This window comes from Agromyces zhanjiangensis, from assembly GCF_040496055.1.
GTDB classification, from domain to species: Bacteria; Actinomycetota; Actinomycetes; order Actinomycetales; family Microbacteriaceae; genus Agromyces; species Agromyces zhanjiangensis.
In genome coordinates this window covers 188,647-208,589 of the sequence record NZ_JBEPKB010000002.1, presented here as the reverse complement: position 1 = coordinate 208,589, position 19,943 = coordinate 188,647, and the positions used below count along the sequence as shown (strand labels likewise).

19 protein-coding genes, 1 tRNA gene and 1 other RNA gene are annotated in these 19,943 nt (G+C 72.6%); 13 read left to right on the top strand and 8 right to left on the bottom strand.

Annotated elements, in window-relative coordinates; translation table 11 throughout:
• Positions 1-2: 2 nt before the first annotated feature.
• Positions 3-188 (bottom strand): SPOR domain-containing protein, encoded by a 186-nt coding sequence (locus ABME02_RS04185; RefSeq protein WP_129233531.1) that lies wholly within the window; start codon positions 186-188, stop codon positions 3-5.
• 11 nt (positions 189-199) lie between these two features.
• Here ABME02_RS04185 and map point away from each other — a divergent pair, with 11 nt between their 5' ends.
• Positions 200-1,063, top strand: coding sequence for a type I methionyl aminopeptidase (gene map, locus ABME02_RS04180; protein ID WP_353814026.1), 864 nt, complete (start codon positions 200-202; stop codon positions 1,061-1,063).
• A 62-nt stretch (positions 1,064-1,125) separates the two neighbouring features.
• Positions 1,126-1,881 carry a polyphosphate--glucose phosphotransferase gene (gene ppgK, locus ABME02_RS04175; RefSeq protein ID WP_353814025.1) on the top strand — a complete coding sequence of 252 codons (756 nt, stop codon included), beginning with the start codon at positions 1,126-1,128 and terminating at the stop codon, positions 1,879-1,881.
• 28 nt (positions 1,882-1,909) lie between these two features.
• On the opposite strand, the gene rnpB is transcribed toward ppgK, so the two are convergent.
• From rnpB to ABME02_RS04160, 3 genes are all read right to left on the bottom strand, one after another.
• Positions 1,910-2,285: RNase P RNA component class A (gene rnpB / locus ABME02_RS04170), an RNA gene on the bottom strand.
• Positions 2,286-2,325: 40 nt separating this feature from the next.
• Positions 2,326-3,063 carry a zinc ribbon domain-containing protein gene (locus tag ABME02_RS04165; RefSeq protein ID WP_353814024.1) on the bottom strand — a complete coding sequence of 246 codons (738 nt, stop codon included), beginning with the start codon at positions 3,061-3,063 and terminating at the stop codon, positions 2,326-2,328.
• A gap of 55 nt (positions 3,064-3,118) precedes the next feature.
• The gene (locus tag ABME02_RS04160; protein WP_353814023.1) at positions 3,119-3,940 is read right to left on the bottom strand and encodes a Nif3-like dinuclear metal center hexameric protein; all 822 of its coding nucleotides are present in this window, start codon (positions 3,938-3,940) and stop codon (positions 3,119-3,121) included.
• An 80-nt stretch (positions 3,941-4,020) separates the two neighbouring features.
• On the opposite strand from ABME02_RS04160, the gene ABME02_RS04155 reads away from it, so the two are divergent.
• Positions 4,021-5,184: an aminopeptidase gene (locus ABME02_RS04155; RefSeq protein ID WP_353814022.1), complete on the top strand. Its 1,164-nt coding sequence runs from the start codon at positions 4,021-4,023 to the stop codon at positions 5,182-5,184.
• Between the two features lie 74 nt (positions 5,185-5,258).
• On the opposite strand, the gene ABME02_RS04150 is transcribed toward ABME02_RS04155, so the two are convergent.
• A tRNA-Val gene (locus ABME02_RS04150) sits at positions 5,259-5,331 on the bottom strand.
• Positions 5,332-5,394: 63 nt separating this feature from the next.
• Positions 5,395-5,856 (bottom strand): peroxiredoxin, encoded by a 462-nt coding sequence (locus ABME02_RS04145; protein WP_353814021.1) that lies wholly within the window; start codon positions 5,854-5,856, stop codon positions 5,395-5,397.
• Positions 5,857-6,016: 160 nt separating this feature from the next.
• Here ABME02_RS04145 and aceE point away from each other — a divergent pair, with 160 nt between their 5' ends.
• From aceE to ABME02_RS04115, 6 genes are all read left to right on the top strand, one after another.
• Positions 6,017-8,743, top strand: coding sequence for a pyruvate dehydrogenase (acetyl-transferring), homodimeric type (gene aceE, locus ABME02_RS04140; RefSeq protein WP_353814020.1), 2,727 nt, complete (start codon positions 6,017-6,019; stop codon positions 8,741-8,743).
• Positions 8,744-8,757: 14 nt separating this feature from the next.
• Complete coding sequence (locus ABME02_RS04135; RefSeq protein WP_353814019.1) at positions 8,758-9,972, top strand: PucR family transcriptional regulator; 1,215 nt, start codon at positions 8,758-8,760, stop codon at positions 9,970-9,972.
• 91 nt (positions 9,973-10,063) lie between these two features.
• On the top strand, positions 10,064-10,987 hold the full coding sequence (locus ABME02_RS04130; protein WP_353814018.1) for an ACP S-malonyltransferase: 924 nt from the start codon (positions 10,064-10,066) through the stop codon (positions 10,985-10,987).
• Positions 10,988-11,016: 29 nt separating this feature from the next.
• Positions 11,017-12,021 carry a beta-ketoacyl-ACP synthase III gene (locus ABME02_RS04125; protein ID WP_353814017.1) on the top strand — a complete coding sequence of 335 codons (1,005 nt, stop codon included), beginning with the start codon at positions 11,017-11,019 and terminating at the stop codon, positions 12,019-12,021.
• A gap of 69 nt (positions 12,022-12,090) precedes the next feature.
• Positions 12,091-12,339, top strand: a complete 249-nt coding sequence (locus tag ABME02_RS04120; RefSeq protein ID WP_353814016.1) for an acyl carrier protein — start codon at positions 12,091-12,093, stop codon at positions 12,337-12,339.
• Positions 12,340-12,424: 85 nt separating this feature from the next.
• Positions 12,425-13,660, top strand: coding sequence for a beta-ketoacyl-[acyl-carrier-protein] synthase family protein (locus tag ABME02_RS04115; RefSeq protein WP_353814015.1), 1,236 nt, complete (start codon positions 12,425-12,427; stop codon positions 13,658-13,660).
• 157 nt (positions 13,661-13,817) lie between these two features.
• Here the strand turns inward: ABME02_RS04115 and ABME02_RS04110 are convergent, their stop codons facing one another.
• A complete protein-coding gene (locus ABME02_RS04110; RefSeq protein WP_353814014.1) occupies positions 13,818-14,339 on the bottom strand; it encodes a DUF3145 domain-containing protein in 522 nt (173 codons plus the stop codon).
• Between the two features lie 211 nt (positions 14,340-14,550).
• Between ABME02_RS04110 and ABME02_RS04105 the strand changes: the two genes are divergently transcribed.
• On the top strand, positions 14,551-15,168 hold the full coding sequence (locus ABME02_RS04105) for a PadR family transcriptional regulator (protein ID WP_353814013.1): 618 nt from the start codon (positions 14,551-14,553) through the stop codon (positions 15,166-15,168).
• Here the strand turns inward: ABME02_RS04105 and ABME02_RS04100 are convergent.
• A complete protein-coding gene (locus tag ABME02_RS04100; RefSeq protein ID WP_353814012.1) occupies positions 15,147-16,886 on the bottom strand; it encodes a bifunctional 3'-5' exonuclease/DNA polymerase in 1,740 nt (579 codons plus the stop codon). The genes ABME02_RS04105 and ABME02_RS04100 overlap by 22 nt on opposite strands.
• Before the next feature lie 136 nt (positions 16,887-17,022).
• On the opposite strand from ABME02_RS04100, the gene ABME02_RS04095 reads away from it, so the two are divergent.
• From ABME02_RS04095 to ABME02_RS04085, 3 genes are all read left to right on the top strand, one after another.
• The gene (locus tag ABME02_RS04095) at positions 17,023-17,775 is read left to right on the top strand and encodes a putative endonuclease domain-containing protein (protein WP_353814011.1); all 753 of its coding nucleotides are present in this window, start codon (positions 17,023-17,025) and stop codon (positions 17,773-17,775) included.
• Between the two features lie 88 nt (positions 17,776-17,863).
• Positions 17,864-18,337, top strand: a complete 474-nt coding sequence (locus ABME02_RS04090; RefSeq protein WP_353814010.1) for a hypothetical protein — start codon at positions 17,864-17,866, stop codon at positions 18,335-18,337.
• 63 nt (positions 18,338-18,400) lie between these two features.
• Entirely contained in the window at positions 18,401-19,861 is a 1,461-nt protein-coding gene (locus ABME02_RS04085) for a flotillin family protein (protein WP_353814009.1), read from the top strand.
• Positions 19,862-19,943 lie beyond the last annotated feature (82 nt).

The window sequence follows — 19,943 nt, the reverse complement described above, 5'->3', positions numbered from 1 at the left end:
CGTCACTCCTCGGCGGCCTCCTCCTCGGCCCACTTCGCACTGTTGGCACGGAGGATCTCGAGGGCCTGCTCGGCCTCGGCGCGCGTCTCGAACGGACCGACGCGCTCGACCGCCGGCGAGACCAACCCCTCCTCGACCTCGCCCGTGTTGAGGTTGTACCAGAACTGATGCTCGACGTCCCTCGACATAGGCTGATCCTATGCCCAAGGACCCCGCCGGCCACCTGATCCCCGGCCGACTCTCACCGACGCGCCCCGTGCCCGCGACGATCGCGCGCCCCGAGTACGTGGGCCGGGCGGCGCCGTCGCCGAACACGGGCGGCGACCGGTACTCCCCCGACGAGGTCGAGCGGATCCGCGTCGCCGGGCGGATCGCGGCCGGGGCGATCGAGGCCGCTGGCGCAGCCGTCCGCCCAGGGGTGACGACCGACGAGATCGACCGGATCGCGCACGAGTACGTGGTCTCGCACGGCGCCTACCCGTCGACGCTCGGCTACCGCGGGTACCCGAAGTCGTCGTGCACCTCGGTGAACGAGGTGATCTGCCACGGCATCCCCGACGACACCGTGCTCGCCGACGGCGACCTCGTCAACATCGACGTGACCGCCTACCTCGACGGCATGCACGGCGACCTGAACGCGACGCTCCTCGTCGGCGACGCCGACGAGGAGGCGCGCCTGCTCGTCGAGCGCACGCGCGAGGCGCTGGCCCGCGGCATCCGCGCCGTGGCCGCAGGCCGACAGGTGAACGTCATCGGCCGAGCCATCGAGTCGTACGCCAGGCGGTTCGGCTACGGCGTGGTCCGCGACTACACGGGACACGGCGTCGGGCGGGCGTTCCACACCGGGCTGGTGATCCCGCACTTCGACGACCCGAACGCGACCGCGGTGATCGAGCCCGGCATGGTCTTCACGATCGAGCCCATGCTGACCCTCGGAACGACCGAGTGGGACCTCTGGGAGGACGACTGGACCGTCGTCACGCGCGATCGGTCGCTCACCGCGCAGTTCGAGCACACCCTCGTCGTCACCGAGCGCGGCGCGGAGATCCTCACCCTGCCCTGAGCGCGGCGGCCCGTCGGTCAGGTCTCCCTGGGCGCGCCGTCGGTGCGCGGTATCGTGGCGCCATGGCGACTGAACGCGCGATCGGCATCGACATCGGCGGAACCGGCATCAAGGGCGCGGTGGTCGACCTCGGCACCGGCGAACTGGTCACCGACCGGATCAAGGTGAAGACCCCGCCCGGCGGCCGGCCGGCCGACATCCTGGAGGCCACCGGCGAACTCCTCGCGGAGGTGGCGGACCGGGGCCACACGTCGCTCCCGCTCGGCGTGTGCTTCCCCGCGATCGTCAAGCACGGCCGCACGCTGTCTGCGGCCAACGTGTCGGACGAGTGGATCGGGCTCGAAGCGGAGCGGATGTTCGAGAAGGAGCTCCGAAGCGAGATCCACTTCATCAACGACGCGGATGCCGCCGGCTACGCCGAGGCGAACTTCGGTGCCGCGAAGGACGAGGACGGCCTCGTCATCCTCACGACGCTCGGCACCGGAATCGGATCGGCGCTCATCTTCGACGGCGTCGTCGTGCCGAACAGCGAGCTCGGGCACCTCGAGGTCGACGGCCACGACGCCGAGACGCGCGCCGCGTACTCCGCGATGGAGCGCGAGGGCCTCTCGTGGGAGGACTGGGCGGGTCGGCTCCAGCGCTACTACGCGCACGTGGAGTTCCTGTTCTCGCCCGACCTGTTCATCGTGGGCGGCGGCGTGTCGAAGCACCACGAGCACTTCCTGCCGCTGCTCGACCTGAAGACGCCGATCGTGCCGGCCGTGCACCGCAACAATGCGGGCATCCTCGGCGCCGCCGCGCTCGCGGCGAAGTTCTGAACCGGGTGCCCGCGCGGGGCGGGCGGGGCGAGCGGGCCGGCTGATACGCCGGGTTCTGTTCACCGGGCGCTTGCGCGACACCGGCTGGACGACCATCTCTCTCGGAGCTGCGTCACCGCAGCCCTCCAGCGGTCTACCCGGGGACGGGACGGGCAGCCCCATGGTCCCCTGTCTGACCTTGCTCCGGACGAGGTTTACCGAGCCGACCGCGTCACCGCGGCCGCTGGTGGGCTCTTACCCCACCGTTTCACCCTTACCGCGGGCCGAGGCCCGTGGCGGTCTGCTTTCTGTGGCACTGTCTCGCGGGTCACCCCGGGTGGGCGTTACCCACCGTCCTGCCCTGCGGAGCCCGGACGTTCCTCGGCACCCGATCGCTCGGGCGACGCGGCCGTCTTGCCGACCCGCTCGCCCCTCAAGGCTACCGCTCCGAACCGGGTGCGCCGGTCAGAGTCCCGATTCGGACGTCCGCACGAGGATCCGATCGCATTCGGGGCACTGCACGACCTCGTCGTCGGCCGCACGGCGGACGGACTCGAGGTCGGACCCGGTGAGCGTGATCGTGCAGCCGCCGCACGTGCGCTGACGCAGTAGCGCCGCGCCGATGCCGCCGCCCCTGACCCGGCGGTCCTCGTAGAACCGGAGCAGGTCTCCGGGGATCGTCCCGGCCAGGGTCGAGCGGTCGCGCTCGGCCTGCTCCCGCTCGGTGCCGAGTCCACCGGCCGCCTCGTCGCGGGCCGCCTCGAGCGTTGCGGTCGCCTCGGCGAGCTCGGCCCGCTCGCGATCGATCCCGGCGACGCGGGCCTCGGCCTCCTCGACCTTCTCCATCACGATGAGCTCGGCGTCCTCGAGGTCGCTGAGGCGCTTCCGGAGCGACGCGAGCTCGGCCTCGAGCGCCTGCACGTCCTTCATCGACGACGTGCGCGTCAGGCGGTCGCCGTCGCGCGCGATGCGCTTCTCGACGACCTCGACGTCGGACTCGATGCGTCCGAGCTCCGTGCGTGCGTCCTCGAGTGCGCCGACGGCCTCGGCGCGCCGGCCTCGGACGGCGGTGTCGCGCTCGGCGAGCGAGGCGAGCTCGGCCGTCTGCGGCAGCGAGCGCAGTCGGTGCGCGAGCTGCTGCAGGCGGGTGTCGATGGCCTGGAGGCGGAGCAGCTGCTCCTGGTCGGCGGGACTGGCCTTCACGTGGTGCTCCTCGTGGGATTCGGGTCTGGGCGGATCGCGGTCGTGGCGGGACGGGTCACTGGACGACCTGGAAGTCCCACGGGTCGGTGCGGAGGTCGCTCACCACGACCTCGAGGTCGGGGTGCGCCTCCCGGAGCTCGCGGGCCGCGGCATCCAGCCACAGCCATTCGCTCGCCCAGTGCGAGACGTCGATGAGCGCGGGCCCGCCGCCGAGCATCGCCTGCTCGCGCGCCTCAGACGCCGGGTGGTGCCGCAGGTCGGCGGTGACGTAGACGTCGGCGGTGCGCACGGCCTCGTGCGCGAGGAGCGAGTCGCCGGCGCCGCCGCAGACGGCGACGTTCTCGACCGGGTCGTCGAACCCGCCGGCGACTCGCACTCCCGTCGCCGTCGGCGGCAGGAGCTCCGCGAGGCGTCGGGCGAGGCGACCGAGCGTCGTCGGTTCGGCGAGGCGACCCACGCGACCGAGGCCGCGTGAGCCGTCCGCCGCGTTCGGGACGATCGGGGCGACGTCGACGAGGCCGAGGCGGTCGGCGAGCACCGCGGACGTGCCGGTTTCGACGATGTCGGCGTTCGTGTGCGCGCCGACGAGGGCGCAGTCGGCGCGGATGAGCTTCGCGAGCAGGGCGCCCTTGTAGCGGTCCTCGGCGATCGACGTGACGCCGCGGAGCAGCAGCGGGTGGTGCGCCACGACCAGGTCGGCGCCTGCGGAGACGGCCTCGTCGACGGTCGCCGCGACGGCGTCGACCGTCAGCAGGACGCGCGCGACCTCGCGAGCCGGATCGCCGGTCACGAGACCGGGTGCATCCCACGGCTCGGCGCCGGAGGCCGGCCAGAGTCGTTCCACGGTCGAGAGGACGTCGGCGAGGCGGACTGGCACGCGCCCCAGCCTACGCCGTGAGGCCCGGGCTGCCGGGACGGCTGTTGCCGCATCCGCCGGGTGTCGTTGGCATCCGCGGCATGGCGGACCTGACGACCCCTGAGCTCCTCACCCGCTACTCGGACGTCGTGGTCCGTGGCGGGCTGAACCTCCAACCCGGCCAGACGCTCGTGGTCCGCGCCCTCGTGGAGCACGCCGGGCTCGTGCGGGCGATCACCGACGACGCCTACGCCGCGGGTGCGGGGCTCGTCGACGTCGAGTACCAGGACGACCACGTGCGGCGATCCGGGATCCTGCACGGTGCCGGTCAGGCGCTGGCGGCCGGGACCGCCCGCGATCGCGCCGCGACCGAGCGTCTCGAGGAGCCCGGCCTCGCGTTCCTCCGCATCACCGGGAACCCCGACCCGCACCTGATGGACGACGTCGACGTCGCCTCGGTGGTGGCCGCGAACCCCGTCGAACTCGCGGCGCGCGAGCGCGCCGCCGTGATGGCGGGCGGCCTCCAGTGGTGCATCGTGGCCGCACCGAACCCGGGCTGGGCCAGCGCGGTGTTCGGGGAGCCCGACGTCGAGCGGCCCTGGCAGGCGGTCGGCACCGCGGTCGGCCTCGATTCGGACGACCCGGTCGGCGACTGGTCGGCGCACACGGCACGGCTCCGCCGTCGTGCGGCCGCGGTGGAGGCGCTCGACCTCACGGCCGTGCGCTATGCGGGCCCGGGAACCGACCTCGAGATCGGCCTCGTCCCCGAGTGGCGCTGGCTGGCGGCGACCATGCAGACCTCGGAAGGCGTGGAGTTCAGCCCGAACATCCCCACCGAGGGGGTGTTCACCTCGCCGGACCGGACGCGCGCCGACGGCACGATCGCGACGACCCGACCGTTCCTCCTGCTGCCGAGCGGGGTGCTCGTTGAGGGGCTGACGCTCACGTTCGAGGGAGGCCGGATCGTCGACGCGCGCGCGGACCGCGGCCGGGGCGCGGTCCACGCGCAGCTCGACTCGGATCCGAACGCGCGTCGGCTCGGCGAGGTCGCGCTCGTCGAGGGCGGTTCCCGCGTGCGCCGCGCGGGCGTGCTGTTCCACGACATGCTCCACGACGAGAACGCGGGCTCGCACATCGCGGGGGGCCAGGGCTTCCCGTGGTCGTGCCGGACGGCGACGCGACGGGCGGGGTGCACCGCGTCGCCGCGGTGCACACGGACGTCGTCGGCGGCGGCGCCGGGGTCTCGATCTCGGGCGCGACCGTAGACGGGCGCACCGTGCCGATCATCGCGGACGACGAGTGGGTGCTGCCGACCTGAGCGGCGAGCCGACGTGACGGGTGGGCCCTGCCGGGCTCGAACCGACGACATCCACGGTGTAAGCGTGGCGCTCTACCAACTGAGCTAAAGGCCCTCGCCGCGCGCGGCGGCACTTCGATCGTAGCGTCGCGCCGGCGCGGCATCCGTCCGCCCGCGGCTACCGGAGCGCCGCGAGCGCCTCGCGGTACGCCCCGACGGGGCGCGCCTCCCCCGGCGGCGCCTCGAACGAGGAGCGGATGACGCCGTCGGCACCGATCGCGAACGAGGCGCGTCGAGCGAATCCCGCCTCCTCGTCGAACGCGCCGTAGGCGCGCGCCACCGCACCGTGCGGCCAGAAGTCGGACAGGAGCGTCAGTCGAACGCCCTCCTCCTCGGCCCAGGCACGGAGCGCGTGCTTCGAGTCGACGGAGGCCACGAACAGGTCGGCGCCGGCCGCCTCGAACATCGGCGCCGCGGCATCCAGCTCGCCCAGCTCGCGCGTGCAGATGCGCGAGAACGCGAACGGCACGAACGCGAGCACGACCGCGCGTCGGCCCCGCAGCGACGCGAGCCGGTGCGGGGCGCCGTGCTGGTCGGGCAGTGCGAATGCGGGCGCGAGCGCGCCCGGGCCGCGGATCACGGGCGCCTCCCTCGGGGTCTGGCCGGACGCGCGCCAGCCTAGCCCGCCATGGGCCGCCGTAGAATCACTAGGATGGCGTGGTGCCCCCGACCCTGACCCGGTCTTCGTCGTGCGCAACGCACGGTCGAGAGGCACGATCTGCTGAAGAGAGAGGTCGAGTGTGACTGTCAACGACCAGGACCCGTACTCGGTCGAGGCGATGGACTCCGATCCGGAGGAGACCAACGAGTGGGCGGAGTCCCTCGACGCCCTCGTCGCCGAGAAGGGCCACCAGCGCGGGCGCGAGATCATGCTCAGCCTGCTCAAGCGCTCGAAGGAGCTCCACCTCGGCGTCCCCATGGTGCCGACCACGGACTACCTGAACACGATCGCGCCCGAGAACGAGCCCGCGTTCCCCGGCGACGAGGAGCTCGAGCGCCGCTACCGCGCCTGGATCCGCTGGAACGCCGCGATGCTCGTGCACCGTGCGCAGCGCCCCGGCATCGGCGTCGGCGGCCACATCTCGACGTACGCCTCGTCCGCCGCGCTGTACGAGGTCGGCTTCAACCACTTCTTCCGCGGCCAGGACCACCCGGGCGGCGGCGACCAGATCTTCATCCAGGGCCACGCCTCCCCCGGCACGTACGCCCGGGCGTTCCTCGAGGGCCGGATGTCGACCGACCAGCTCGACGGCTTCCGCCAGGAGAAGTCGCACGCACCTGCCGGCCTCTCGTCGTACCCGCACCCCCGCCTCATGCCGGAGTTCTGGCAGTTCCCGACCGTGTCGATGGGCCTCGGTCCGATCAACGCGATCTACCAGGCGCAGGCGAACAAGTACCTCACCAACCGCGGCATCAAGGACGCCTCCGACCAGCACGTCTGGGCGTTCCTCGGCGACGGCGAGATGGACGAGGTCGAGAGCCGCGGCCAGCTCCAGGTCGCCGCGAACGAGGGGCTCGACAACCTCACGTTCGTCATCAACTGCAACCTGCAGCGCCTCGACGGCCCCGTGCGCGGCAACGGCAAGATCATCCAGGAGCTCGAGAGCTTCTTCCGCGGCGCCGGCTGGAACGTCATCAAGGTCGTCTGGGGCCGCGAGTGGGACGACCTGCTCGCGCGAGACCAGGACGGCGCGCTCCGCAACCTGATGAACGTCACGCCCGACGGCGACTACCAGACCTACAAGGCGGAGTCGGGCGCGTACGTGCGCGAGAACTTCTTCGGCCGCGACCCCCGCGCGCTCGAGCTCGTCAAGGACCTCTCCGACGAGCAGATCTGGAACCTCAAGCGCGGCGGCCACGACTACCGCAAGGTCTACGCGGCGTTCAAGGCCGCGACCGAGCACAAGGGCCAGCCCACCGTCATCCTCGCCAAGACCATCAAGGGCTACGGCCTCGGTCCGGCCTTCGAGGGGCGCAATGCGACCCACCAGATGAAGAAGATGACGCTGGACAACCTCAAGACGTTCCGCGACACCATGCGCATCCCGATCTCCGACGCGCAGCTGGAGGAGAACCCCTACCTCCCGCCGTACTACCACCCGGGCAACGACGACGAGGCGATCCAGTACCTCCACGAGCGTCGCCGCGAGCTCGGAGGCTACCTGCCCGAGCGCCGGTCGAACCACACGGCGATCTCGCTGCCCGACGACTCGGCCTACGCGATCGCGAAGAAGGGGTCGGGTACGCAGGAGGTCGCGACGACCATGGCGTTCGTCCGGCTCCTGAAGGACCTCATGCGGTCCAAGGACTTCGGCAACCGCATCGTCCCGATCATCCCCGACGAGGCCCGCACCTTCGGCATGGACGCGTTCTTCCCGAACGCGAAGATCTACAACCCGATGGGCCAGCACTACACGTCGGTCGACCGCGAGCTGCTCCTGGCCTACAAGGAGAGCCCGCAGGGCCAGATCGTGCACGTCGGCATCAACGAGGCCGGCGCGCTCGCCGCGTTCACCGCGGTCGGCACGTCCTACTCGACCCAGGGCGAGCCGCTCATCCCGATCTACGTCTTCTACTCGATGTTCGGGTTCCAGCGCACGGGCGACGCGATGTGGGCGGCCGGCGACCAGATGGCGCGCGGCTTCATCATCGGCGCCACCGCGGGGCGCACCACGCTCACGGGCGAGGGCCTGCAGCACGCCGACGGCCACTCGCCGCTCCTCGCGGCGACGAACCCCGCGGTCGTCTCGTACGACCCGGCGTACGGGTACGAGATCGGGCACATCATGCACTCGGGCCTCGACCGCATGTACGGCGGCACCCACCCGGACCCGAACGTCATGTACTACCTGACGGTCTACAACGAGCCGCTCGTGCAGCCCGCCCAGCCCGAGTCGGTCGACGTGGACGGCATCGTCCGCGGCATCCACCGCATCTCCGAGGGTTCCGGCGACGGACCGAAGGCGCAGCTGATGGCCTCGGGCGTCGCGGTGCCGTGGATCATCGAGGCGCAGCACCTGCTCGCGCAGGACTGGGGGATCTCGGCCGACGTGTGGTCGGTGACCAGCTGGTCCGAGCTCGCCCGCGACGGCCTCGCCGCCGACGAGCACAACTTCCTCCACCCGGATGCCGAGCGCCACGTGCCGTACCTCACGCAGAAGCTCGCCGGCGCCCGCGGCCCGTTCGTCGCCGTGTCCGACTTCATGCACGCGGTGCAGGAGCAGATCCGGCCGTACGTGCCGGGCCAGTACGCCACGCTCGGTGCCGACGGCTTCGGCTTCTCGGACACCCGCCCGGCGGCGCGTCGGTTCTTCAAGATCGACGGCCCCTCGGTCGTGGTGCGGACCCTGCAGATGCTCGCCGAGCGCGGCGAGGTCGATCGCTCGCTCCCGGCGCAGGCGATCGAACGGTACCGGCTCCACGACGTGAACGCGGGCACGACCGGCAACGCCGGCGGCGAGAGCTAGCAGGCGTTCAGACGGTGGCGACGAAGCCCAGGACCAAGGCGGAGACCCTCGCGTGGTTGCGAACCATCTCGGGTGAGCTCTCGACCCAGACGCTGAAGCGCCTGGAGGACACCCTGCCCTGGTACGGCGACATGCCGCCGAGCCGACGCTCGGCGGTGGGCCTCGTCGCGCAGGCGGGCATCTCGTCGTTCATCGCCTGGTTCGACGATCCGCGGTCGACGCCGTGGATCGCGGCCGACGTGTTCGGCGCGGCACCGCGGGAACTCCTCCGCTCGGTGAGCCTGCAGCAGACGCTGCAGCTCATCCGCGTCACGGTGGAGGTCGTCGAGGAGCGCGTGAAGGACGGCGGCGAGCCGCTCCGCGAGGCGATCCTGCTCTACTCGCGCGAGATCGCGTTCGCCGCCGCCGACGTCTACGCTCGTGCGGCCGAGGCGCGCGGCCTCTGGGACGCGCGCCTCGAGGCGCTCGTCGTCGACTCGATCCTCTCGGGCGAGTACGACGACGAGCTGCCGAGCCGCATCGCGGCGCTCGGCTGGCACGGCCACGGCGAGGTCGCGGTGCTCGTCGGCACGGCCCCGAAGCTGTTCGACGTCGACCAGGTGCGCCGGGCCGCGCGGCACATGCACGCCGATGTCCTCATCGGCGTGCAGGGCAATCGGCTGGTCGTCGTCATCGGCCGGGCGGAGCCGCGCGGCGGCGAGTCCGACGAGTCGGTCGGCACCGCCCCCGCGCTGTCGTTCATGGAGATCGCGACGCAGCTGGAGTCGAACTTCGGCGCCGGCCACCTCGTGCTCGGCCACGAGGTCCCGAACCTCGTCGACGCGTCGAAGAGCGCGAAGGCCGCGCTGGCGGGCTTCGCCGTCGCCCGGTCGTGGCGGCATGCGCCGCGGCCGGTGCATGCCGACGACCTCCTCCCCGAGCGCGCCCTCGCGGGCGATCCGCTCGCCCGGGCGACGCTCGTGCACCGGATCTACCGGCCGCTGCAGGCCCACTCGACCGAGCTCCTCACGACGCTCTGGAGCTACCTCGACAACGGCCGGTCGCTCGAGGCGACCGCTCGCGAGCTCTTCGTCCACCCGAACACGGTCCGCTACCGGCTGAAGCGCGTCTCCGACGTGATCGGGTGGGATGCCACGGGTGCCCGTGAGGCGCTCATCCTGCAGTCGGCGCTCATCATCGGGTCGATGAGCGATCACGACTCGACGCCGCGCCGTCGTCCGTCGAACTGACTCACGGTATGTGAGGGCGGAACAAGGGTCCGCCGAATACCTTGTACTGAGTGCACACACATCACCTGCGCGGGATTGGCAGACTGAGACGGTGATCGTCGTCGTCTGCCCTGGTCAGGGCTCCCAGACCCCCGGTTTCCTCGCACCCTGGCTCGCCGAGCCGGCATTCGCCGAGCGCCTCTCGGCGCTCTCCGAGGCGGCCGGCGTCGACCTCGCGCTGCACGGAACCGAGAGCGACGCCGACACGATCCGCGACACCGCGATCGCCCAGCCGCTCATCGTCGCGGCCGGCATCCTCGCCTTCGACGCCCTCGCCGCCGACGGCCGCGCCGACCGCATCGGCGGCGTCGCGGGCCACTCCGTCGGCGAGATCACCGCCGCGGCCGCGACCGGGGTCCTCGGCGACGCCGACGCGATGCGGTTCGTCGCGGAGCGGGGCCGCGCGATGGCGGATGCCGCGGCGCTCGTCGCCACCGGCATGAGCGCCGTCATCGGCGCCGACGAGAGCGAACTGCTCGGCCGGCTCGACGCCCTCGGCCTCGAGCCCGCGAACTTCAACGGCGGCGGCCAGATCGTCGTCGCGGGTGCGCTCGACGCGCTCGAGCAGCTGAAGGCGGAGCCGCCCGCCGGCGCCCGCGTCATCCCGCTGCAGGTGGCCGGCGCCTTCCACACGCGGTACATGCAGCCCGCCCGCGAGCGCCTCGCCGCGGTGGCCGCCGCGTCGTCGCCGGCCGACCCCGCCCTCACGCTCTGGACGAACCGCGACGGCTCGACCGTGGCATCCGGCAGCGCCTTCGTCGACCTGCTGGTCGGACAGGTGGCCTCGCCGGTCCGATGGGACCGCTGCATGGCGTCCTTCGCCGACGCGGGTGTGACGGGCATCATCGAACTCGCCCCGGCCGGCGCCCTCGTCGGCCTGGCGAAGCGTGCGCTGAAGGGCGTGCCGACCGTCGCCGTCAAGACCCCCGAGGACCTGCCCGCCGCGATCGAGCTCCTCGAGCAGCAGACCGCCTGAACCCCGCATCCCACGACACGAGAGAACGCATGACGCACCCCACGCTCAGCCAGTCGACCGGTCCCGCCTACACCCGCCTGTACTCGGTGGGCGCCGCGCGCGGCGAGAACGCGGTCCCGAACGACGACCTCGTCGGCCCGATCGACTCGTCGGACGAGTGGATCCAACAGCGCACGGGCATCATCACCCGCGCCCGCGCAGGTGCCGACGTGCTCGCCGTCGACCTGGCGACGGATGCCGCGCGCGAGGCGATCGATCGCTCGGGCGTGCCCGCCGACCGGATCGACCTCGTGATCGTCGCGACCATCTCGAACGTGCAGCAGACGCCGTCGATCGCCGCGGTCGTCGCCGACCGGGTCGGCGCGAACCCGGCGGCCGCGTACGACATGAACGCCGCGTGCGCCGGCTACGCCTACGCCGTCGCGCAGGCCGACGCCCTCGTCCGCGCGGGCGCGGCGACGTACGCCCTCGTCATCGGCGCCGAGAAGCTCTCCGACGTCGTCGACCCGACCGACCGCACCATCTCGTTCCTGCTCGGCGACGGCGCGGGCGCCGTCGTGGTCGGACCGAGCGACGAGCCGGCGATCGCGCCGACCGTCTGGGGCTCGGACGGCTCGAAGGCGGGCGCCGTCGGCATGAACCACACGCTCGTGCAGTTCCGCGACGGCGCCTCGGAGTGGCCGACGCTCCGCCAGGAGGGCCAGACGGTCTTCCGGTGGGCCGTGTGGGACATGGCGAAGGTCGCCAAGCAGGCGCTCGACGCCGCCGGCATCACCGCAGACGACCTCGCCGCCTTCATCCCGCACCAGGCGAACATGCGCATCATCGACGAGTTCGCCAAGCAGCTGAAGCTCCCCGACTCGGTCGTGATCGGCCGCGACATCGCGACCACCGGCAACACGTCGGCCGCGTCCATCCCGCTCGCGATGCACCGACTGCTCGAGGAGCACCCCGAGCTCTCCGGAGGCCTCGCCCTCCAGATCGGCTTCGGCGCCGGACTCGTCTTCGGCGCCCAAGTGGTGGTTCTGCCCTGAGCCGCCGACCCCCGTCCATCTAGACTGTGTCTCGGTCATACGAGACACACCCCTGCAAGGAGAAGAACCATGGCATCGACCCGCGAAGAAGTGCTTGCCGGCCTGGCGGAGCTCATCAACGACGAGACCGGCATCGCGACCGACACGGTCGAGCTCGACAAGTCGTTCACCGACGACCTCGACATCGACTCCATCTCGATGATGACGATCGTCGTCAACGCCGAGGAGAAGTTCGACGTCAAGATCCCCGACGAAGAGGTCAAGAACCTCAAGACCGTCGGTGACGCCGTCGACTTCATCGTCAACGCGCAGGCCTAGTGACGTTCGGACGGGCCGGCGTCCGCCGGCCCGTCCGTTCCGTTCCAGGTCCTTCGTTCCCATCGCCCCATCGGAGTGACTTCGTATGACCAAGAAGATCGTGATCACGGGCATCGGCGCGACCACGCCGATCGGCGGCACCGCCCGTGACAGTTGGAAGGCCCTGCTCGCCGGCAAGTCCGGCGCACGCACCCTCGAGCAGGAGTGGGTCGAGAAGTACGACCTGCCCGTGACCTTCGCCGCCACGGCCGAGGTGCAACCCGCCGACGTGCTCGAGCGACACGAGATCAAGCGCCTCGATCCGTCCAGCCAGTTCGCCCTCATCGCCGGGCGCGAGGCCTGGGCGGACGCCGGTGCGCCCGAGGTCGCCCCGGAGCGCCTTGCCATCGACTGGGCCACCGGCATCGGCGGCGTGTGGACGCTGCTCGACGCGTGGGACACCCTGCGCGACCGCGGTCCCCGTCGCGTGCTGCCGATGACCGTGCCCATGCTCATGCCGAACGGCCCAGGCGCCGCGGTCGGCATGGACCTGCACGCCCGGGCGGGCATCCGCACCGTCGTGTCGGCCTGCGCCTCGAGCACCGAGTCGCTCGTCAACGCGTGGGAGCACCTCCAGGACGGCGTCGCCGACGTCGTCATCGCGGGTGGCTCCGAAGCCGCGATCCACCCGGTCACCATCGCGTCGTTCTCGTCGATGCAGGCGCTCTCGCGCCGCAACGACGACCCGACGATCGCCTCGCGTCCGTACGACGTGGGCCGCGACGGGTTCGTCATGGGCGAGGGTGCGGCCGCACTCGTCCTCGAGACCGAGGAGCACGCGAAGGCCCGCGGCGCTCGCATCTACGCCGAGCTGCTCGGCGGCGCCATCACGAGCGACGCGTACCACATCACCGCGCCCGACCCCGAGGGGTCCGCGGCGGCTCGCGCGATGAAGGCGGCGATCGAGGGGGCCGGCGCGAGCCTCGCCGACGTGCGCCATGTCAACGCGCACGCGACGAGCACGCCCGTCGGCGACATCGCCGAGTACAACGCGCTGCGCCGCGTGTTCGGCGACGCGCTCGACGGCATCGCCGTGACCGCGACCAAGGCGTCGACCGGGCACCTCCTCGGCGGAGCCGGCGCGATCGAGTCGATCTTCACGGTGCTCGCGCTCCACGAGCGCACCGCTCCCCCGACGATCAACCTCGACGACCAGGATCCGGAGATCCCGCTCGACGTGGTGACCTCGCCGCGCTCGCTCGGCGAGGGCGACCTGATCGCCATCAGCAACTCGTTCGGCTTCGGCGGGCACAACGCGGTCGCCGCGTTCCGCGCCGTCTGACGACCCGACGGATGCCGCGTGACATCCGTCGCATGCATCGGGCCCCGATCGCCTCACGGCGTCGGGGCCCGTTGCAGTCCACCGCCTGCGGTTTCGCTCGTACGCCTCCGGGACCTCGGTCGACCGGTCGACGCGTCACGCCACCGCGCGGTGCGCGTCAGCCCACGCGATGCAACCAGATCACCGGGGCGAAGTCGCTCGCGTGCCGGAACGGCTCGAGCTCGTCGTCCCACGCCTGGCCGAGCGCGAGCCTCAGCTCGCGATGCAGCTCGCCCGCGTCGAACGAGGCGACCTCCATTGCGTAGCGGATGCGGTCCTCGGGGATCACGACGTTGCCCGCCGTGTCGGTCTGCGCGTAGTACACGCCGAGTTCCGGCGTGTGCATCCACCGGGCCCCGTCGGTGTCCGCGCCCGGGTCCTCGCTCACCTCGAAGCGCAGCTGCTCCCAGCCGCGCAACGCTGACGCGATCCGCGCACCCGACCCGGGCTCGCCGATCCACGAGAACTCGGTCCTCACCGTGCCCGGCAGCACCGGCTGCTCGGTCCACTCGAAGTTCACGGGGGTGCCGAGGGCGCGACCGACCGCCCACTCGACGTGCGGGCCGACCGCCCGCGGGGACGAGTGCACGAACAGCATGCCTCGCGCGGCGCGCTGGGCCCGCGTGACGTGTTCCGCCATCTCCTGCTCCGTTCCTCGTGAGGTGCGTCTTCCCCTACGACCTCTGGAACAGTGCCTGGTGGCGGTGGCGTGTTCTGTTGTGACGAGCGAGTCGTCAGGTCGAGTATGCCCCGCTTCGCCCGGGCTGACAAGGAGAATCCGCGGCGATCCGCGGCGCAGGCGCTAAACTCCCTACTCGGTGAGTGATTCCACCCGACCCTGAGGAGGCGACGTGGCCGTCCGCGATGCGCTGCTCGTGCTGCTCATCAACGGACCCGCCTACGGATTCCAGCTCCACGGGGACCTCGCCGCTCGTACCGGCGGCCGCCGCGAGGTGAACGTCGGGCAGACCTACGCGACGCTCGAGCGGCTGACGACGCAGGGGCTGGTCGAACCGGCCGGTTCGACCGACGACGGCCTCCCCCTCCACCGACTCACCGACGCCGGGCGGACCGCGGCGGGCGCGTGGCTCGGCGGCGCCGACGGCACCGGCGCCGACCCGTGGCACGAGAGCATCGATCGGGTGCTCATCGCCGTGTCGATGCCCGCCGTCGATGCCGCAGCGATCATCGAGGCGGAACGGGTGCGGTGGCGGAGCCGGCGCGACGAGGCCCGATCGCCGCACGGTGGCGACTCCGGCGACGGCGAGCCGGACCCGCGAGCACGTCTCTCCGCCGCCGCGACGACGGCCGAACTCGCTCGTGCCGACGCGATGCTGACCTGGCTCGACGGGATCGAGGCATCCGACCCTGACGCGTCGGCGTTCGCGCCGAGCGCCGAGCGCCCCAGGCGAGGGCGACGCCCGGGGCGCGGGCGGGCCGCCGCCGATCAGGCCCCGGCCGACGCGTAGCTCGCGGTCACCGCGAGGTCGAGCGGGAACTCGACCGGAGCGTCGCCGAACAGCAGCCGGCCCGCCTCCGCGGCCGACTCGCGGACCGCGTCGGCCACGGCCTCCGCCGTCTCGGACGGCGTGTGCACGATGAGCTCGTCGTGCAGGAAGTAGACGAGGTGGGGCGCGCGCTCGAACGCGACGCCGGAACCCGCGGCCGGGGCGCCACCCGGTGCCAGCGCCGTCAGCCGGGTGCGCACGCCGGCGAGCCAGCAGAGGGCCCACTCCGCGGCGGTGCCCTGCACCACGAAGTTGCGCGTGAAGCGACCCCAGTCGCGCGCGCACGACCGGGCGCGACGCTCGTCGACGGCCGTGGCGTCGGGTTGGGACGCCGCCGCCTGCGCCGCGTGCCACGACGGCGGCGGCAACGGCGACGAGCGCCCGAGGAGCGTGGTCACCTGTCGACCCGCCTCACCGTCGCGCGCCGCGCGATCGACGAGCGCCATGGCCCGCGGATAGGCGCGGGCGAGCTGCGGCACGAGCCGGCCGCTGTCGCCGGTCGTCGCACCGTACATCGCGCCGAGGAGCGCGACCTTCGCCTCGTCGCGCGTCGCGACCACGCCCGCATCCACGATCGAGCGGTACATGTCGCGGCCGCGGCCCGCCGCCGCCATCGCCGGGTCGCGCGCGAGCGCCGCGAGGACGCGCGGCTCGAGCTGCGAGGCATCCGCCACGACCAGGCTCCACCCCGGGTCGGCGACCACCGCGGCGCGCACCGCCTTCGGCAGCTGCAGCGCTCCGCCGCCCGAGGTGGCCCATCGCCCCGTCGCGGTGCCGCCCGCGACGTAGTCGGCACGGAACCGCTCGTCGACGACCCATTCGTCGAGCCACGCCCAGCCGTTCGCGGAGAGGAGACGCGCGAGGCGCTTGTACGCGAGGAGCGGGGCGACCGCGGGATGCCCGTGCTCGCGGAGCTCCCACTTCGCGGTCGAGTCGACGCCGATCCCCGCGGCGCGCAGCGCACGGAGGAGGTCGGCCTGCGAGTCGAGGCGGAGCGACGGCGCGTCGAGTTCCCCACGCACCCGTGCGGCGAGTTCGTCCATCCGCACCGGCTTGCGCCCGGTCGGCGGCCGAGGGCCGAGCACCTCCTCGAGCACGCGTTCGTGCACCGAGCGGCGCCACGGCAGGCCCGCGGCGTGGAGTTCCGCCGCGATGAGCGCGCCGGCGGATTCGGCGGCGAGCAGCAGGCGCATCGCCGAGGGACGATCGGACGCCTCGGCGAGGGCGACCTGCCGATCGTGCTCGTCGACGAGGTCGGCCGCCGACGGAGCTGCGAGGGCCGCGACGTCGGGTCCCGGGTCGACGTCGAACAGTGCGGGCCCGCGATCGACGGATGCCGCGGGGGCGGCGTCGGCCCCGCTCCCGCCCTCGGCGGGACCCGGGGGCAGCCAGGCTGGACGGTCCCGCACGACGGACCCGGCCGCGGCGACCGCCGTCGACGCGGCGAGGATCGCGCCGCACAGTCGCAGGTCGTGGCATCGCGCGACGCGCACTCCGGCGTCGAGCAGGACGGGCGCCCACTCGCGCGTGTCGCGCCAGATCCAGCGCGGCGCGACCTCCGCCTCGAGGCGCGCCGCCTCGCGCGGAGCGTCGGTGGCATCGCACTCGCGCCGCAGGTGGCCGTCGGGGTCGACGAACTGCACGCGCCCCGCGCCCGTCTTCGCGATCGCGATCCGCACGTGTCGATTCTGCCTCGCGCCGCCGACACCGACGCCGCGGTGCGGGCAGGGCATGAGTCCGGGGCCGCCGGCGGCGTGATGTCGGTGGCATCCGCCAGCATGGCGACATGCGAGGACGTCGGGTCGAATGGTCGCGGTGAGGTTCGGATGCGGACACGGCGCCGCCCTCGACGACCTCGGGGCGGTCGCGCTGCGGCGCGCCTGCCCGGTGTGCATGCTCGTCCACGAGACGCAGCGGAGCCGCGGCGAGCTGCTCGGTCGTGTCGCTCCCGCGCAGCGACGTCGGCTCGCCGCCGAGACGCGCATCGGCGCCGAGTACGACTGGAGCTGCGTCCGCGGCCACGACCGCTACCGCGCGAGCGTGATGGACGTGCTGACCGGCACCGGGTGCGCGAAGTGCCGCGCGAACGCCGCCTCGCCCGGCGCCGCCCGCGAGGCGGGCATGCCGTTCATGAAGCACGGCCTCAGGGTGGGCACGTCGATGACCGAGCAGCGGCTGCGGGTCCTGCTCGCCGAGCGCATCAGGCTCCATCACCGCGCGAACGCCGTGCGCATCGCGCGCATGTTCCACGGCCGGCAGGAGGTCTGGCCCGACATCCTCGTCGCCGAGCTGCGCGTCGCGATCGAGTACGACGATCCGGGCAGGTCCGGGCGCGCCCACCGCGGGGTGAAGGAGGGCTCGGACGTCGAGAAGGACGAGGCGCTCCGCGAGGTCGGATGGGAGGTCATCCGGATCCGCGGCGGCGGCCTGCCTCCGCTCGGGCCGTACAGCATCCCCTGCCGTGGGATCACCCCGGCGGTCGCCGACGAGGTCGTCCGTCTGCTGCGTGCCATCCGAGGCGATGCCGCCGTCGAGGCGCTGCTCGTCCGGCCCGCAGCCGCCTCCTGAGGCTGGCGCGTCGTGGAGCCTCGCCGATAGGGTGAGGACCGTCTCCGCTTGACCCGGGCGGGGACATCGTCGTGCAGAGAGGCCCCTCGTGCTGCTCCCCTTCCTCATCGTCGGAGGCCTCGGCCTCGCCCTGCTCCTGATCTCGCTCGTCATCGGCGACGTGCTGGACCACTTCGAGATCGGCGACGGCGCGATCTCCGGCACCGCCCTCGCCATCGGCATGACCGTGTTCGGCGCCGCCGGGGCGCTCACGGCGAGCAGCGGGCTCGAGCTCGTCTGGGCGTACGTCGTGGCGGGCGCGCTCGCGATCGTCGCCTACGTCGTCGCCGTCGTCACGGTGCGTTCGCTCGCGCGGTCGTCCGATGGAGCGCCCGCATCGGCGATGGGCCTGACGGGCGTCGCGACGGCCTCGATCACGCCCGCCGGCGGCGAGGTCAGCCTCGACGGCCCGGGCGAGGTCGAGCGGCGCCTGGCCTACGCCGACGCCGCGATCGGCGAGGGCGTCCGAGTGCGCGTGATCGCACAGGCCGGCAGCCGCGTGAAGGTCGTCGCCGACTCCTGACCCTCGGTCGTCGCGCCGCGATCTCCCTCACCCCCGCACCACCGACCCGCACCGGAAGGACCCATGACCCCCGAGATCATCCAGATCGGCGCGATCCTCGCGATCGTCGTCGCATTCCTCGGCCTGCTCGGCTTCATCGCCGGCCGCATCCGCCGCGTGCCGCCGAACGAGGCGCTCGTCATCGTCGGCCGTGCCGGCGGGCGGCCGACGGCGGACTCCGCCGGGCAGCGCGTCGTCATCGGCGGACGCACATTCGTCTGGCCGATCCTCCAGCAGGGCTTCCCGATCTCCCTCGAGCAGCGGCAGATCGGCATCACGGTCGAGGGCGTCGATCGCAATCGCATCAAGATCGCGATCAAGGCCTCCATCAACTTCAAGGTCAGCGGCACCGAGGAGGGCGTGCGCCGCGCGGCCCAGCGGTTCCTCTCCCAGCAGCACCTGCTGACCGAGATCATCTCCGAGTCGCTCGAGGGGTCGCTGCGGTCGATCGTGGGCGACATGACGATCGAGCAGATCATCTCCGACCGCAAGTCGCTCTCCGACCGGGTCGTCGCCGAGACCAAGGCCGACCTCGCCGAGCAGGGCCTGCAGGTCGACCTGCTGAACATCAGCGACATCTCGACCCCGGGCAGCGACTACCTCGCGAACCTCGGGCGAGCGGAATCGGCGCGGGCGCGCCAGGTCGCCGAGGTCAGCGAGGCCGAGGCCGCGCGGGCGAGCGAGTTCGCGCGCATCGAGGCCGCCGAGCAGATCGCCGAGCGGCAGAAGGCGTTGAGCCTCAAGCAGGCCACGATCAAGGCCGAGACCGATCGCGCCAACGCGGAGGCCGAGGCGGCGGGCCAGCTGGCGAAGGCCGCGCAGGACAAGCTCGTCGCCGTCGAGGAGCGCGATGCGCTGTCTGAGCAGGCGCTCGTGACGCAGGAGCGCCTCGACATCGAGATCCGGAAGCCCGCCGAGGCCGAGGCCTACGCCGAGGTGCAGCGGGCCACCGCGAAGCGCGACGCCGCGAACGCCTCCACCGAGGCCGAAGCGTTCAAGCGCACCAAGATCGCCGAGGCGAACAAGGTCGCCGCGGTGCAGGACGCCGAAGCGGCCGCGGCCGCCGTCCGCTTCGCCGGTGAGGCCGAGCGCGACCGCCAGGTGGCCCTCGCCGCCGGTATCCGCGCCGAGGGCGAGGCGCGCGCCGACGCGATCCAGGCCGAGGGCGTCGCCGACGCCGCGGCGACGGACGCGAAGGCCGAGGCGCTGAAGAAGTACGGCGAAGCCGCGCTCGCGCAGGAGATCATCTCGCGCCTGCCCGAGATCGTGCGCGCCGCCGCCGAACCGATCGGCAGCATCGATTCGCTCACCGTCGTCTCGACCGACGGCGCGTCGGCCATGACGAAGACCGTCGGCCAGGTGCTCGGCGAGGGCACCGAGGTCGTCAAGTCGCTCACCGGGCTCGACGTGGGCTCCATCCTGGCCGGGCTCGCGGGCGGTTCCATCGCAGGGCGCGACGGCGCGCGCCACACTGCCGGCGACTGATCCTCGGAGCGCCACCGAACGGGCCGGGACCGCATCCGCGGGCCCGGCCCGTCGCCGTGCAGGTGCCGGTTCCGAAGGCATC